This window comes from Actinomadura litoris, assembly GCF_009733595.1.
GTDB classification, from domain to species: domain Bacteria; phylum Actinomycetota; class Actinomycetes; order Streptosporangiales; family Streptosporangiaceae; genus Spirillospora; species Spirillospora litoris.
The window spans coordinates 287,123-301,167 of the sequence record NZ_WOFH01000010.1 but is presented as its reverse complement, the minus strand read 5'-3'; the positions used below and the strand labels follow the sequence as shown (position 1 = coordinate 301,167).

The window sequence follows — 14,045 nt, the reverse complement described above, 5'->3', positions numbered from 1 at the left end:
TCGCCCGGCGAATCGGGCCGGGACGAATTAGGCTGTGATCGTGGCACAGCTCAGGATCGCGCTCGCGCAGGTGAACCCGACCGTCGGCGACCTCGGCGGCAACGCCGACCTGATCGTGGAGTGGGCCCGGCGCGCCGCCGCCGCGGGCGCGCACCTGGTCGCCTTCCCCGAGATGATGCTGACCGGCTACCCGGTGGAGGACCTCGCGCTGCGCGGCTCCTTCGTCGAGGCGTCCCAGCGGGCGCTGGCGGGCGTCGCCCGCCGCCTCGCCGCCGAGGGCCTCGGCGACCTCGCGGTCGTCACCGGCTACCTCGACCGCCAGGTGGTGGGGCTCGCCCGCGACCCGAGCCGTCCCGGCCGCCCCGCCGGGTCGCCGCTCAACGCCGCCGCGTGGCTGCACGGCGGCGAGGTGCTCGTCCGGTCCGCCAAGCACCACCTGCCGAACTACGGCGTGTTCGACGAGTACCGGATCTTCGTGCGCGGCGACCGGCTGCCCGTCGTCCGGCTGCACGGCGTGGACGTCGCCACCGTCATCTGCGAGGACCTCTGGCAGGACGGCGGCCCCGTCGGCGTCACCGCCACCGCGGGCGCCGGGCTGCTGCTCGCCCTCAACGCCTCCCCCTACGAGCGCGACAAGGACGACGTCCGCCTCGACCTGTGCGCCGAGCGCGCCCGCGAGGCCGGCTGCGCGCTCGCCTACGTCAACATGGTCGGCGGCCAGGACGAGCTCGTCTTCGACGGCGACTCCGTCATCGTCGGCGCCGACGGAACGCTCCTCGCCCGCGGCCCGCAGTTCACCGAGCACCTGCTCGTCGCCGACCTCGCGCTGCCCGCGGCCGACCCGTCCGCCCGTCCGGGCCGCACCCCCGTGGACGCGGGCGACGGCACCACCATCACCGTCGACCGGCGCACGCTCTCCGACACGACGCTGCCCGCCTACCCCGTCGAGCCGCAGTCCGTCGCCGAACCCCTGGACGACCTCGCCGAGGTGTACGCGGCGCTCGTGCTCGGCACCCGCGACTACGTCCGCAAGAACGGCTTCCGCTCGGTGCTGCTCGGCCTGTCCGGCGGCATCGACTCCGCGCTCGTCGCGACCATCGCCGCGGACGCGATCGGCCCCGAGAACGTGCACGCCGTCCTGCTGCCGAGCCGCTACTCCTCCGAAGGATCGGTCACCGACGCCGAGGACCTCGTCAAGCGGCAGGGGATCAACTCGCGGATCGTCCCGATCGGCGGCATGGTCGAGGCGTTCGAGGCCGAACTCGACCTGCACGGCCTCGCCGCCGAGAACCTCCAGGCCCGCATCCGCGCGAACGTGTGGATGGGGCTGTCGAACGAGCACGGCCACCTCGTGCTGACCGGCGGCAACAAGAGCGAGCTGGCCACCGGCTACTCCACCCTCTACGGCGACTCCGCGGGCGGCTTCGGCCCCATCAAGGACCTCACCAAGACGATGGTGTGGGCCCTCGCCCGCTGGCGCGACACCGTCCCGGACGGCGGCGGCCTGCCGTTCCTGCACCCGTTCGCGCAGGAGCCGATCCCCGAGGCGATCATCGTCAAGGAGCCGTCGGCGGAGCTGCGCCCCGACCAGCGCGACCGCGACTCGCTGCCCGACTACGCCGTCCTGGACCCGCTCATCGTCGACTACGTCGAGCGCGACCTCGGCCGCGACGCCCTCGTCGCCGCCGGCCACGACCCGGCGCTGGTCGAGCGCGTGATCCGCCTGGTCGACCTCGCCGAGTACAAGCGCCGCCAGTACCCGCCCGGCCCGAAGACCACCCCCAAGAACTTCGGCCGCGACCGGCGCCTGCCGATCACCAACCGCTGGCGCGAACCGTCCGCCGGCTGAGAGGCCGCGCGTGGCTGACCGACGGGACGCCGAACCCTCGGCGGACGACCTGCTCAAGCACGACGTGCACGGCGACCCGCTCCTGCGCAGGATCGGCAGGGGCGCCGCCCGGCCGTTCCGCACGTCCCCGGACGTCCAGGCGCTGGCCGAGCACGGCCGCTGGGTCCAGCACCCGGTCACCACCGGGCGCCGGATCGCCGTGACGGGCATCCGCGGCGGATCGGGCAAGAGCACGGTCTCCGCGCTGATCTCCTCGGTCTTCGCCCGCTACCGGCAGGACCGCGTGCTCGCGCTGGACGTCGACCCGGAACTCGGCTCGCTGCCGCTCCGGCTCGGCGTCCCCGCCGGACGCCCGCTCGCCGACCTGGCCCGCGCCGACCTCCGCACGGCCTCCTTCGCCGAGGTCGAGCCCTATCTGACCCGCCTCGGCGAGCACTTCTGGGCCCTCCCCGGCTCCCAGGGCGCGGTCGCGGGCGCCGGTCTGGACGCCGCCGTCTACCAGGCGGCCGGCCTGCCGCTGAGCCGCTTCTTCGGGGTGACGGTGGCCGACTGCGGCGTCGGCGTCCACACCCCTCTGCACCACGCCGTCCTGGCGGGCGCGCACGCGCAGGTCATGGTCACCCCGGCCACCCCGGAGGGCGCCGCGAGCGCGGGCCGGGCCCTGGACTTCCTCTCGGCCGGCCCCCTGGCCCGCGTCGTCCCCCGGACGATCGTGGTGTTCACCGCCCACCACCCCCAGGGCCGCCGCCGCACGATCGACGTGGCGAAGGCCCGCGAGATCCTCCACGACGTCGGAGCGGAGGCCCTCTTCCTGGACCACGACCGCCACCTGGCGGCGGGCACCCGCATGGACCCCGCCCGCCTCGCCTACGCCACCCGCGTCACCGCGATAGCGATAGCCGCGGCCTCCCTCCACCGCGCCCTCTCCGCCTGACCTCCGCGGCCGGGCGCCGAGGGCGCGCGGCCGCCCCGGGTCATTCGCGGTGGTGGCTTTCGCCGGGCCAGGAGGAGACCTGGTCGGCGGGGTCGGGGTCGACGCCGGGGACGATCTGCTCGCACCAGACGACCTTGCCGGACGCGGTGCGGCGGGTGCCCCAGCGGTGGGCCAGCTGGCTGACGACGAGGAGGCCGCGGCCGTTCTCGTCGTCGTCCTCGGCGCGGCGGAGGCGGGGCAGGGCGGCAGAACGGTCCAGCACCTCGCACACGAGGGTGCGCTCCAGCAGCAGGCGCAGCTCGATGGGGCCGTGCGCGTAGCGCATGGCGTTGGTGATGAGTTCGGACGCCAGCAGCTGCGTGGTGTAGTCGAGGTCCTCCAGGCCCCACTCCTCCAGGCGGGTGCGGACGTGGCCCCGCGCGCGGCGGACCGCGGCCGGGTCGGCCGGAAGGGACCAGGAGGCGCAGCGGTCCTCGGGGAGGCGGCGCAGCCGGGCGATGAGGACGGCGATGTCGTCGCGGTGCTGGTCGGCGTAGACGCCGTCGAGCGTGGCCTTGGCGAGGTCCTCCATGGGACGCTCCACCGAGCCGGGGCCGAAGATGCCGCGCAGCCGCGCGAGGCCGTCGTCGATGTCGCGGCCGCGGTTCTCGACGAGGCCGTCGGTGTAGATGACGAAGAGGCTGCCGTCCTCGACGGTGAACTCACGGCTCTCGATGGCCTGGCCGCCCGCGACGCCGAGCGGCGGCGCGGGCGGGACCTGGAGGTACTCGTTGTCTCCGGCGGGGCCGGCGAGCAGCGGCGGCAGGTGCCCGGCGGAGGCGATCTCGATCGTGCCGCTCGTCGCGTCGTAGACCGCGTACACGCAGGTCGCGAAGTGGGGTTCCTGCTCGCCCAGCTCGATCATCAGCTCGTGCATGACGTGCAGGGCGTCGGCGGGCGGGAGTTCGAGGTTCGCGAGCGTGTGCAGCGCGGTGCGGAGCCGTCCCATCGTGACGGCGGCGCGGACGCCGTGCCCGGCGACGTCGCCGACGATCAGCGCGACGCGGGCGCCGGGCAGCGCGATCGACTCATACCAGTCGCCGCCGACCTCGACGAGCTTGCTGCCGGGCAGGTAGCGGTGCCGGACCTCGACCGAGGACGGCGCCGACAGCCGGTTCGGCAGCAGGCTGCGCTGGAGCGCGAGCGCGGTGGCGCGCTCGCGGCTGAACAGCCGCGCGTTGTCGATGACGATCGCGGCGCGGGCGGCGAACTCCATGCCGATCTCGACGTCGTAGGCGTCGAACTTGCGGAAGCCGGGGACGCGGGTGCAGGCGATGAAGCCGAGCAGGGTGTCGCGCGCGATCATCGGCAGCAGCACCATCGACACACCCTTGAGCAGGTCGCCCGCGGGGCCGCGGCGCCACTTGGTGCCGATGGAGCCCGCGGCGTCCTCGTCGATGTGGGGCAGGTGGACGGGGCGGGCGGTGTCCATCACCTCGCGGTAGGGGGTGCCCTCGGGGAACACCAGCACCTCGCCGACGGGGAACGCCGACGTCCACGCCGGGTTGCCGTCGTCGGAGGTCACCGCGATGCGGCGCAGCACCGCCGAGCCGGACTCGCTGTGCACCTCGTCGGCCGCGACGAGGCTCTCCAGCACCAGGACGGACGCGGCCGTGCAGAAGTGCGGGACGACCGCGTCCACGAGCCCGCGCGCGGACTGGTCGAGGTCGAGCGAGGCGCCGAACCGGGTGACCTGGTCGTCCATCAGCGCGCGGCGCATGAGCGCCGGGTCCTGGTAGCGCTCGCTGGGCGGCAGCGCCACCCGGACGAACAGCAGCCCGGCCGCGGCGCCGGCCTCGTCGCCCACCATCGGCTGCGCGGTGACGACCGCGTCGGTGACGGTCCGGTCGCCGCGCAGCACCGGCAGGACGGCGGTGCGCTCCTGCCCCGCGCCGATCGCCTCCAGCAGGGTTTCGAGTTCGGCCTTGCCCTCGTCGCCCACCAGATCGGCGGCGGGACGGCCGATCAGGTCCCCCGTCGTGCGGCCGATGACGGTTCCCACGTTCGGCCCGCACTGCACGACCCGCCGGACCCCGTCGATACCGAGGACCAGGGTCCGGGACGCGGAATCGGCGGCGGGTGCATCGCCTCGCGGCGCCATGACGGATCTCACCTGACGCGCTCCAGAAAGCCGTTCGTCTTAGCACTACCCAGCGACAGTATGGGGCATGACTAGGGATCAGGGGAGAAGATCACGGTTACCGTTGGAAAACTGATTCCGTTTTCAACTGCCGGGGGCGCCGATGCCGCGGATCAGGGTGTCGACGACGGTCTCGGCGTAGCCGTCGGGCAGCGCCTCGCCCGGCACCCGGGTCGACAGCGATCCGACGAGCATCGTGACCCCCACCTCCAGGTCGAGGTCGGCGCGCAGCTCGCCCCCGCGCACGCCCCGGGCCAGCACCGCGCGGATGACGTCGCGGCGCGGTTCGATGACGTCCTGCCGGTAGCGGGCGTACAGGGTGGGGTGCTTCTCCGCGCTGCCGACCACGTTCCAGAAGCACTTGGCGTACTTCCGCTTGCGTTCGGCGCCCATCGCGAGCGCGAGCTCCAGGAGGTCCTCGCGGACGGACCCGCCGGACGGCTCGGGCAGCGGCGCCTTCACCGTCGCGAGCGCGTGCACGATCAGCGCCTCCTTGTTGGGCCAGCGCCGGTAGATCGTGGCCTTGCCGACGCCGGCGCGGGAGGCGACCGCCTCGATGGTCACGCCCGCGACCCCCGACTCCGCGGCGAGCAGGTCGAGCGTGGCCTCGACGATGGCCCGCTCGGCCCGTTCGCTGCGCGGCCGTCCCGCCCGCCGCTCGGTCGTGGTCTCAGTCATCGGTGCTCACGCTCTCACACTCCGGCCGTCTCCTGCTCGGACGTCCGCCGGCTCGCCTCCGCGGGCGGCGCGGCCTGGCGTCCGGGCATCCACTTGAGCACCACCAGCGCGCCGAGGAAGGCGATGACGGCGGCGGCCGCGGACGCGGTGTGCATGGCGTGGACGAACGCCGCGTCGGCGTGGTCGACCAGCGTCTGCCCGCCGACGCCGTGGGCGCCCGCGATGGACTCCCCGGCCGCGTCCCGCGCGCCCGCCGGGAGCGCGGCGAGGTCGTCGCCGAGGTCGCCCCGGTAGACGGACGCGACGACGGAGCCGAGCACGGCCACGCCCATCGCGACGGCGACCTGCCGGGCGACGTTGTTGATGGCCGACCCGGCGCCCGCCTTCTCGCGGGGCAGCGCCGACATGACCGACTCGGTCGCGGGCGGCATCACGTTGGCCATCCCGGCACCCTGGAAGAAGAACACGGCGGCGAGGATCCACAGCGGCGTGTCGGTGCCGACGAAGTGGTAGCCGACCAGCGCCGCCGCGACCAGCAGCAGCCCGGAGGTGCAGACCGCCTTCGCGCCGAACCGGCGCACCATCGCGGCGCTGCGGGTGGAGAACAGCAGCTGCGCCACGGCGAACGGCAGCACCATCGCGCCGGACTCCAGCGGCGACAGCCCGCGGACCGACTGCATGTAGAAGTTGGCGAAGAAGAACACGCCCGCCGCGGCGAAGAAGCACAGCGCGATGGAGGCGACGGCCGCCGACATCCGGGGGTCCTTGAACAGCGCCACGTCGAAGGCGGGCGAGGGGGTGCGGGCCTCGTGCCAGACGAACAGCGCGAGCACGGCCGCTCCGGCGAGGATCGGGCCGAGCACGGCGGGCTCCAGCCAGGCGCCCTTCTCGCCGCCCTGGATGATCCCGTAGGACAGGACGACCAGCCCGATCACCGAGAGCACGACGCCCAGCGGGTCGAGCCGTCCGGGGCTCGGGTTGCGCGACTCGGGGACGAGGACCGCCATCAGCGCGACGCCCACGACGATGACGGGCACGTTGATCAGGAAGACCGAGCCCCACCAGAAGTGGGCGAGCAGCAGGCCGCCGGTGAGCGGGCCGATCGCCACGCCCATCCCGACCGCGCCGGCCCAGATGCCGATCGCGCGGGGCCGCTCGTGCGGCTCGAACACGTTGGTGATGATCGACAGCGTCTGCGGCATCACCGCGGCGCCGCCGAGGCCCATCAGGGCGCGGGCGTAGATCAGCTGGTCGGGCGACTGCGCGTACGCCGAGGCGAGCGAGGCGACGGCGAACACCGCCATGCCGCCGATCAGCACCTTCTTGCGGCCGAGCCGGTCGCCGAGCACCCCGAAGGTGAACAGCAGCCCGGCGAAGACCAGGGTGTAGGAGTTGATCGACCACTCAAGCTGGCTCTGGGTCGCCCCCAGGCCCTTGTCGGGGTCGGCGATGGTCTTGAGCGCCACGTTCAGGATGGTGTTGTCGAGCACCACCACGAGCAGGCTCACGGTCAGCACGCCGAGGATGGCCCAGCGTCGCCGTTGGATGGTCTCCGAGTCCAAAGCAGTCCTCATCGATACTTCTGCGTCCGGTCATGGGCGCGGGCACGCCCACACCGATACGGAACCGTATCGTTTCGCAATTCATTCCCCGTCGGGCGGGGGAATGCGGCGGGGTTCCCGAATCGTTTCGAAGGTGGCACGATCGGACCGTCCGGGTACGCCACCGTGGCGCCTCGAGACCGGAGGTACACCATGTCTTCTGCCATGCCCGCATCCCCCGCGAACCCGACCGCACTGTACGGCGGTACGAGTGGACGGCGGGTCACCGTGCGCGACATCGCGGCCGCCAAGCAGCGCCACGAGAAGTGGCCCATGCTCACCGCCTACGACGCCCTCACCGCGCGGATCTTCGACGAGGCGGGCATCCCCGTCCTGCTCGTCGGCGACTCCGCCGCCATGGTCGTCTACGGCCACGACTCCACGATCCCCGTCACCGTGGACGACCTGATCCCGCTCACCGCCGCCGTCGTGCGCGGGTCCAAGCGGGCGATGGTCGTCGCCGACCTCCCGTTCGGCTCCTACCAGACCGGCGTCGCCGACGCGCTGGCCGCCGCCACCCGCTTCCTCAAGGAGACCGGCGCGCACGCCGTCAAGCTGGAGGGCGGCCGCCGGATCCTGCCGCAGGTCGAGTCGATGGTCGCGGCCGGGATCCCGGTCATGGGCCACCTCGGCCTCACCCCGCAGTCGGTGAACGCCTTCGGCGGATACCGCGTCCAGGGGCGCGGCCAGTCCGGCGAGGAGCTGATGGCCGACGCCAAGGCGCTGGAGGCGGCCGGGGCGTTCGCGGTCGTGCTCGAATGCGTCCCCGAGGACCTCGCCGCGCGCGTCACCGCGTCGCTGTCGGTGCCGACGATCGGCATCGGCGGCGGCAACCAGACCGACGCGCAGGTCCTCGTCTGGCAGGACATGGCGGGCCTCACCCCGCACACCGCGAAGTTCGTCAAGCGCTTCGCCGAGGTCGGCGCGCTGCTCGGCGACGCCGCCCGCGCCTACGCCGACGAGGTCGTGAGCGGCGTCTACCCGGCGCCGGAGCACTCCTACCGGTAGGTCTCCGCCTCGGCCCGGGCGGACCCGCCCGGGCCGAGGCCCCGCCTCCCGCCCGGGGCGGTCAGCGGTCGGGGTTGGCCCGCGCCGGTTCCAGGGGCCGCCCGCCCTCGTGGGTCCCGCCGTCGCGCGGCGGCGGGACGCGGCCCGCCTCGCCCTCGTCGGCCGTGATCTCGGCGCGCAGCGTGTCGACCGCCGCGCGCAGGACGTCGGGGCCCGCCACGTTCATCAGCAGCAGCCCGAGGTTGAGGGCCATCTGCCCGTCGGTCATCTCGCTGCCCGCGAGGGCGTCCACGGCGGTGCGCAGGTCGGCCTGGTCCTCGGCGGAGACGTTCTGCAGGAGGCCGAGGCAGTAGGTCGGGAGCGCGAGCTTCGACTTGCGGAACGACACCCCCCGCATGATCTCGCCCGCCTCCTGCGCGCGGGTCTTGGCCTGCATCCGGTCGACCCCCCGGTCGGCGGCGGCCAGCAGCGAGGTCAGCAGCGTGCTCGGGCCGACCGCGACGTCCTCGTCGCCGACCCGGACGGTGAACACCGCGCTGCGGAACACCATCATCGAGCCGAGGCTGGCGACCAGCACCTGCGTCGCGGCGACCACGTGCGGGGACTGGACGCCGAACCTCCAGTCGAAGGTGTGCAGGAGGAGCAGGGACCCGGCCCCCGCTCCCCCGTTGATCAGCACGTACGCCCAGGTGCTCGGCACCCGGACGAGCGTGGTGGGGCGGTCGCGGTACCGGCTGACCAGCTCGGCGACGCCGACCAGGCAGCTCAGCGACACCGCGACGACGTACCCGATCATCGTGCCCCGCTCGTCTCCGGGCGCCGCGCGCCCGCGCTCATCCCTCGCTCATCGCTCGGCCGGCCTCACGACTCGGTCAGCCTGACGACCTCGTCGATCTCGCGGTCGACCGCGACGAGGCCGCGCTCGCGCAGCGTGTCGACGGCGTCCGCGACCTCCAGCAGGCCGAGCCGCGTGGCGTGGTGGATCTGCTCCAGCGACAGCGGCGCGCTCGCCGCCCGGAGCTGGCCCAGCACGCGGCGGCACGCGTCCTCCTGGCCGGGCTCGGCGGCGGGCTCGGCGGCGGGGCCGTGCGCGGGGCCGGGCTCCCCCGGCGGCCTGCGCTCCCCGGCGGGCGCCGCGCCGGGCGGCGCCACCCCCGCCGCCCGCCCCGGAGGGGCGAGGAAGGCGCTCCACGGGTCGGCCGACCGGTTCTGCCTCATCTCCACCTGCCCTGTCGAACACCGATCATAGACGGCGCGGGGGCCGCCGCGGCGGCGTCGCCGGGGTCGTCCGCGCTCCGGTGCCGGCTCCGGCACCAGCATCTTGGACGCGCGTCCGGCGGCTACCGCTCCCGCCAGTCTTCCCTTCTGCTGTGGGCTTCGCCACGTGGCCCGGGGTCACGGTGCCCTGACCGGTCCCCGCACGGTCGCACGCGGGTCACACGTCGGTGACGCGGAGCCCCGCGTGCGCCTTGTAGCGGCGGTTGATGGAGATGAGGTTCGCGGTGAACGCCTCGACCTGGTGGGCGTTGTGCAGCCGTCCGCCGTAGACGCCGCGCATGCCGGGGATGCGGCCCGCGAGCGCCTGGACGAGGTCGGTCGCCTCCCGGTCGTCGCCGAGCACGAGGACGTCCAGCGCCATCTCCTCCACCTCGGGGTCGAGCAGCAGCTTGGCCGAGACGTGGTGGAACGCGGCGACGACGCGGCTGTCGGGCAGGACGGACGCGGCCTGCTGCGCCGCGCTGCCCTCCTCGACCGGCAGCGCGAACGCGCCCTTGCCCTTCTCGAAGCCGAGCGGGTTCACACAGTCCACGACGATCTTCCCGGCCAGCTCGGCGCGCAGCGACTCCAGCGTCGCGCGGTGGCCGTCCCAGGGCACCGCGACGATCACCACGTCGGCCCCGCCCGCGGCGGCGGGGTTCTCCGCGCCCGAGACCGGCAGGTCGGCGCCGAGGTCGGCGGCGGCCTCGCGGGCGCGCTCGGCCCTGCGCGACCCGATGACCACCCGGTGCCCGGCGAGCGCGAACCGGCGCGCGAGCCCCTTGCCCTGGTCGCCGGTGCCGCCGAGGATGCCGATCGTGAGGCCGCTGGCGTCCGGAAGGTCGTGGGGGGTGCTCTGCTGCTCAGTCATGCCGCCGAGTCTGCCAGGCGGCCTTCGGGCGGGGAGCGCGGACCCGGGCGCAGGGGTCCGGCGGCGGCGGACGCCTTCCGGAAACGGCCTGTGGGCGGGCGTCCGGTGCGGCACCATGGTCCCGTGGACGCCGAGCAGGTCACGATGTTGCGCGAGGTGCTGTCGAGCACGGGCTGGCTGGAGCGGACGCGGGAGTTCGGGCGCGCTCTGCGGGTCACCTCCCGGACCCCGGGCGGGCTGCTGCTGGTCGGCACCCCCGGCGAGGACCCCTGGCACATGGCGGCGCACCTGGACGACGAGAGCCGCTTCGGCGACGCGCCCGGCCTCGCCCCCACGCTGGTGCGCTGGTCGCCGCCGCGGGACGCGCCCGCGCACCTGCGGATCGGGATGGAGCGGCTGGAGGCGGCCGAGCGCGGCGAGACGCTGCTCGTCGTCGCCGAGGAGGGCGCCCCCGTCCCGCTGCTGGAGCGGGTCGACGACGCCCGCCGCACCGGCGCGCGGGTCCTCGCGCTGGAGGGCGGCGACCGCGAGCTGCGCGGCCTCGCGCACGAGGCGCTGACCGTCCCGCCGGCGGAGGCGCTGCTGTCCTTCGACGGCGCGCAGCACCTGGTCAGCAGCGCCGCGGGCGAGGACCCCGGCCGCGCCCGGCGCGGCGCCCCCGACCCGCGCGGCCTGCGCGGACGCCTCGCCCGGCTCCTCGACGCCGTCAGCGGCCCCGTCGTCGACTGACCCGCGGGGTCAGTCCTCGTTCCGCTCGCGCCACTGCTCGTTGCGCTCGCGGGCCCGCTCCATGGCGTGCGACGCCGCGTCCTGCGAGGCGTAGGGGCCCATCCGGTCCTTGTCCGGGCAGCCCGGCCCGTGCTCGGCCTTCATGTGCTTCAGGCAGAACCACCAGTCACCCTCGTCACCGGCCATCGGCACTCCCTTCGATCTGGCGTCGGCACGTGATTCGTGCCCCGGACGCGCTGACTACACTCCATGACTATGACGACCCAACTGCTCCGGCCCGGCACCGTCTCGCCGATGCGGAAGGTCCCCGCGCACATCCCGCGCCCGGAGTACGTCGGCAAGAAGAAGCCGAAGACCGGCGAGCCGGACGTGAAGACACCGGAGATCATCGAGCGGATGCGGGTGGCGGGCAAGGTCGCCGCGCAGGCCCTCGACGAGGTCGGCAAGCACGTCCGGCCCGGGATCACCACCGACGAGCTGGACGTCATCGGGCACGAGTTCATGCTGGACCACGGCGCCTACCCCTCCACGCTCGGCTACCGGGGCTTCCCCAAGTCGCTGTGCACCTCGCTGAACGAGGTGATCTGCCACGGCATCCCCGACGACACCGTCCTGCGCGACGGCGACATCATCAACATCGACATCACCGCGTTCGTGGACGGCGTGCACGGCGACACCGACGCGACGTTCCTGTGCGGCGAGGTCGACGAGGAGTCGAGGCTGCTGGTGGAGCGCACCCGCGAGGCGACCATGCGGGGCATCCGCGCGGTCCGCCCGGGGCGGGCGCTGAACGTGATCGGGCGGGTCATCGAGTCCTACGCCAAGCGGTTCGGGTACGGGGTCGTCCGCGACTTCACCGGGCACGGGATCGGCACGACGTTCCACTCCGGGCTCGCCGTCCCGCACTACGACGACCCGGGCGCCACGACGATCATCGAGCCGGGCATGACGTTCACGATCGAGCCGATGCTGACGCTCGGCACCTACGACTACGACATCTGGGCCGACGGCTGGACCGTCGTCACCAAGGACCGCAGGCGCACCGCGCAGTTCGAGCACACGATCCTGGTGACCGAGGACGGGCACGAGATCCTCACCCTGCCGTGACGGTCCGATGATCTAGAGTCCGAACCACGCCACCTCCGGTCCGGGAGGCACCGCCAGATGAACGCGCCAGCGCCCTACGAGCCGAGGGTCCCGACCGACGACATGCCGCCCGGCCGCGCCGCGCTGAGCGTGACGTGGGCGGCGCTGCCGTTCCTGACGCTCGGCTACGCGACGGCGTTCACGTTCGCGGCGGCGGCCCTGTGGCGGCGGACCACGCACCTGGTGGTCGCCTCCGCCGTCTACATCTCCCTGTTCGCGCTGATGCTGTTCCTGGCGCCGCAGATGGGCGGCGAGGACGGCACGCAGCGCGCGGTCGGGGTGCTGCTGTTCCTGCTCGCGGTCGTGGGGTGCGGGCACGCGTTCCTGATCCGCCGCCGCGTGTTCGACCCGGACGGGCTGGCGGGCATGGGCAACGACGCGGTCGTGGAGCGCGTGCGGCGGCAGCGGCTGCTGCGCGAGAAGGCCCGCGCGCTGGCCGCCTCCGACCCCGGCCTCGCCAAGGAGCTGCGCATCGGCCGCCCCGACCTGCCGCACCAGTTCCAGGACGGCGGGCTCGTCGACGTCAACCACGCGCCCGTGCGGGCGCTGACGCTGCTGCCCGGCGTCACCACGGAGCTGGCGGAGCGGATCGAGCGGGTGCGCACCGAGACGGGCGGGTTCGTGTCCGCGGAGGAGCTGTCGGCGGTGGCGGGCCTGCCGCCGGACCTGACCGCCGACCTCGCCGACTACGCCGTCTTCATCCGCTGACTCCCCGCCGAAGGGGTGGGTACGTAGCCGGGTGTGACCCCGAAGAAGCCGAAGAGGACGCCGGCGAAGAGGAAGGGCGACCGGCTCGCCGAGTACCGGGGCAAACGCGACGCCTCGCGAACGCCCGAGCCCGTCCCGGACGAGAAGGCGCTGCCGCACGGCGACGACGACACGTTCGTCGTGCAGGAGCACCACGCCCGCAGCCTGCACTGGGACCTGCGGTTCGAGCGCGACGGGGTGCTGGTGTCGTGGGCCGTCCCCAAGGGCCTGCCGTGGTCGCCCGAGACCAACCACCTCGCCGTCCACACCGAGGACCATCCGCTGGAGTACGCGACGTTCGAGGGCGACATCCCGCGCGGCGAGTACGGCGGCGGCGAGGTCGTCATCTGGGACCGCGGGACCTACGAGACGGAGAAGTGGTCCGAGCGCGAGGTGAAGGTGGTCATCCACGGCTCGCGCGTGTCCGGCCGGTACGTGCTGTTCCGGACGCGGGGGAAGAACTGGATGATCCACCGCATGGACCCGCCCGCCGACCCCGGGGCCGAGCCGCTGCCCGAGCGGCTGCGCCCGATGCGTCCGGTGCGGCGGGCCCGGCTCCCCCGCGACCGGGAGGCGTGGGGGTTCGAGTTCGCCTTCGGCGGCCGGCGGCTGCTGGCCTACGTCGAGGGCGGCCGGACGCGGTTCACCGACGGCCGGGGCCGCGCGGTGGACGGCCCCGGCCGCCTCGGCTCCCGGCTCGGCGCCGCGCTCGGCGCCCGTCCCGCGCTGCTGGACGGGGAGCTGGCCGTCCTGGAGGGCCGCGAGACCTACATGGTCTTCGACGTGCCGCACCTGGACGGCCGCCCGCTGCTGGACGTCCCCTACGGGGAGCGCCGGGAGACGCTCGACGGGCTGGAGCTGTCGGGTCCGCTGTGGCGGACCGCTCCCTGGTATCCGGGCGACGGCGACCCCGTGCGGGAGGCCGCCCGCGCGCAGGACCTGCCGGGGGTGGTCGCCAAGCGCCTGGACTCCCCCTACCGGCCGGGCGAGGAGTCGGACGCCTGGCGCCTCATCCCGGTCGGCTCCCGGTAACCGGCGGCCCCGGT

At 74.1% G+C, this 14,045-nt stretch carries 14 protein-coding genes; 7 read left to right on the top strand and 7 right to left on the bottom strand.

The window, feature by feature from the left end:
- Nucleotides 1-40: 40 nt before the first annotated feature.
- Both GNZ18_RS27315 and GNZ18_RS27310 read left to right on the top strand, forming a co-directional pair.
- Nucleotides 41-1,849, top strand: a complete 1,809-nt coding sequence (locus GNZ18_RS27315; RefSeq protein WP_312874769.1) for an NAD+ synthase — start codon at nt 41-43, stop codon at nt 1,847-1,849.
- A gap of 10 nt (nt 1,850-1,859) precedes the next feature.
- Nucleotides 1,860-2,783, top strand: a complete 924-nt coding sequence (locus tag GNZ18_RS27310) for a MinD/ParA family ATP-binding protein (RefSeq protein WP_156219397.1) — start codon at nt 1,860-1,862, stop codon at nt 2,781-2,783.
- Nucleotides 2,784-2,823: 40 nt separating this feature from the next.
- Here the strand turns inward: GNZ18_RS27310 and GNZ18_RS27305 are convergent, their stop codons facing one another.
- The 3 genes from GNZ18_RS27305 to GNZ18_RS27295 form a co-directional block, all read right to left on the bottom strand.
- Complete coding sequence (locus GNZ18_RS27305; RefSeq protein WP_156219396.1) at nt 2,824-4,923, bottom strand: SpoIIE family protein phosphatase; 2,100 nt, start codon at nt 4,921-4,923, stop codon at nt 2,824-2,826.
- 123 nt (nt 4,924-5,046) lie between these two features.
- Complete coding sequence (locus GNZ18_RS27300; protein ID WP_156219395.1) at nt 5,047-5,640, bottom strand: TetR/AcrR family transcriptional regulator; 594 nt, start codon at nt 5,638-5,640, stop codon at nt 5,047-5,049.
- Between the two features lie 14 nt (nt 5,641-5,654).
- Nucleotides 5,655-7,214 carry an MFS transporter gene (locus GNZ18_RS27295; protein ID WP_156219394.1) on the bottom strand — a complete coding sequence of 520 codons (1,560 nt, stop codon included), beginning with the start codon at nt 7,212-7,214 and terminating at the stop codon, nt 5,655-5,657.
- A gap of 192 nt (nt 7,215-7,406) precedes the next feature.
- Here GNZ18_RS27295 and panB point away from each other — a divergent pair, with 192 nt between their 5' ends.
- Entirely contained in the window at nt 7,407-8,249 is an 843-nt protein-coding gene (gene panB, locus GNZ18_RS27290; RefSeq protein WP_376766287.1) for a 3-methyl-2-oxobutanoate hydroxymethyltransferase, read from the top strand.
- A gap of 61 nt (nt 8,250-8,310) precedes the next feature.
- On the opposite strand, the gene GNZ18_RS27285 is transcribed toward panB, so the two are convergent.
- The 3 genes from GNZ18_RS27285 to npdG form a co-directional block, all read right to left on the bottom strand.
- Nucleotides 8,311-9,045 carry a hypothetical protein gene (locus tag GNZ18_RS27285; RefSeq protein WP_246250467.1) on the bottom strand — a complete coding sequence of 245 codons (735 nt, stop codon included), beginning with the start codon at nt 9,043-9,045 and terminating at the stop codon, nt 8,311-8,313.
- A gap of 65 nt (nt 9,046-9,110) precedes the next feature.
- A complete protein-coding gene (locus tag GNZ18_RS27280) occupies nt 9,111-9,467 on the bottom strand; it encodes a hypothetical protein (RefSeq protein WP_156219392.1) in 357 nt (118 codons plus the stop codon).
- Nucleotides 9,468-9,684: 217 nt separating this feature from the next.
- Nucleotides 9,685-10,377 carry an NADPH-dependent F420 reductase gene (gene npdG / locus GNZ18_RS27275; protein WP_156219391.1) on the bottom strand — a complete coding sequence of 231 codons (693 nt, stop codon included), beginning with the start codon at nt 10,375-10,377 and terminating at the stop codon, nt 9,685-9,687.
- A 123-nt stretch (nt 10,378-10,500) separates the two neighbouring features.
- On the opposite strand from npdG, the gene GNZ18_RS27270 reads away from it, so the two are divergent.
- Nucleotides 10,501-11,106, top strand: coding sequence for a hypothetical protein (locus GNZ18_RS27270; protein ID WP_214617691.1), 606 nt, complete (start codon nt 10,501-10,503; stop codon nt 11,104-11,106).
- 9 nt (nt 11,107-11,115) lie between these two features.
- Here GNZ18_RS27270 and GNZ18_RS40910 read toward each other — a convergent pair whose 3' ends face one another.
- Nucleotides 11,116-11,292: a hypothetical protein gene (locus GNZ18_RS40910; protein ID WP_173390895.1), complete on the bottom strand. Its 177-nt coding sequence runs from the start codon at nt 11,290-11,292 to the stop codon at nt 11,116-11,118.
- Between the two features lie 69 nt (nt 11,293-11,361).
- On the opposite strand from GNZ18_RS40910, the gene map reads away from it, so the two are divergent.
- Genes map through GNZ18_RS27255 form a run of 3 tightly spaced genes read left to right on the top strand, consistent with a single transcriptional unit; the run spans nt 11,362 to nt 14,031 of the window.
- Nucleotides 11,362-12,213 (top strand): type I methionyl aminopeptidase, encoded by an 852-nt coding sequence (gene map / locus GNZ18_RS27265; RefSeq protein ID WP_156219390.1) that lies wholly within the window; start codon nt 11,362-11,364, stop codon nt 12,211-12,213.
- Between the two features lie 57 nt (nt 12,214-12,270).
- Nucleotides 12,271-12,960 (top strand): ComEA family DNA-binding protein, encoded by a 690-nt coding sequence (locus tag GNZ18_RS27260; RefSeq protein WP_156219389.1) that lies wholly within the window; start codon nt 12,271-12,273, stop codon nt 12,958-12,960.
- 33 nt (nt 12,961-12,993) lie between these two features.
- Nucleotides 12,994-14,031: a DNA polymerase ligase N-terminal domain-containing protein gene (locus GNZ18_RS27255; protein WP_312874768.1), complete on the top strand. Its 1,038-nt coding sequence runs from the start codon at nt 12,994-12,996 to the stop codon at nt 14,029-14,031.
- Nucleotides 14,032-14,045 lie beyond the last annotated feature (14 nt).

What these genes read in the sequence shown, in the direction of transcription:
- GNZ18_RS27305 (WP_156219396.1), bottom strand. Translation starts at nt 4,923, where the DNA reads ATGGCGCCGCGAGGCGATGCACCCGCCGCCGATTCCGCGTCCCGGACC.
- GNZ18_RS27300 (WP_156219395.1), bottom strand. Translation starts at nt 5,640, where the DNA reads ATGACTGAGACCACGACCGAGCGGCGGGCGGGACGGCCGCGCAGCGAA.
- GNZ18_RS27295 (WP_156219394.1), bottom strand. Translation starts at nt 7,214, where the DNA reads ATGAGGACTGCTTTGGACTCGGAGACCATCCAACGGCGACGCTGGGCC.
- panB (WP_376766287.1), top strand. Translation starts at nt 7,407, where the DNA reads ATGCCCGCATCCCCCGCGAACCCGACCGCACTGTACGGCGGTACGAGT.
- GNZ18_RS27285 (WP_246250467.1), bottom strand. Translation starts at nt 9,045, where the DNA reads ATGATCGGGTACGTCGTCGCGGTGTCGCTGAGCTGCCTGGTCGGCGTC.
- GNZ18_RS27280 (WP_156219392.1), bottom strand. Translation starts at nt 9,467, where the DNA reads ATGAGGCAGAACCGGTCGGCCGACCCGTGGAGCGCCTTCCTCGCCCCT.
- npdG (WP_156219391.1), bottom strand. Translation starts at nt 10,377, where the DNA reads ATGACTGAGCAGCAGAGCACCCCCCACGACCTTCCGGACGCCAGCGGC.
- GNZ18_RS40910 (WP_173390895.1), bottom strand. Translation starts at nt 11,292, where the DNA reads ATGGCCGGTGACGAGGGTGACTGGTGGTTCTGCCTGAAGCACATGAAG.
- map (WP_156219390.1), top strand. Translation starts at nt 11,362, where the DNA reads ATGACGACCCAACTGCTCCGGCCCGGCACCGTCTCGCCGATGCGGAAG.
- GNZ18_RS27260 (WP_156219389.1), top strand. Translation starts at nt 12,271, where the DNA reads ATGAACGCGCCAGCGCCCTACGAGCCGAGGGTCCCGACCGACGACATG.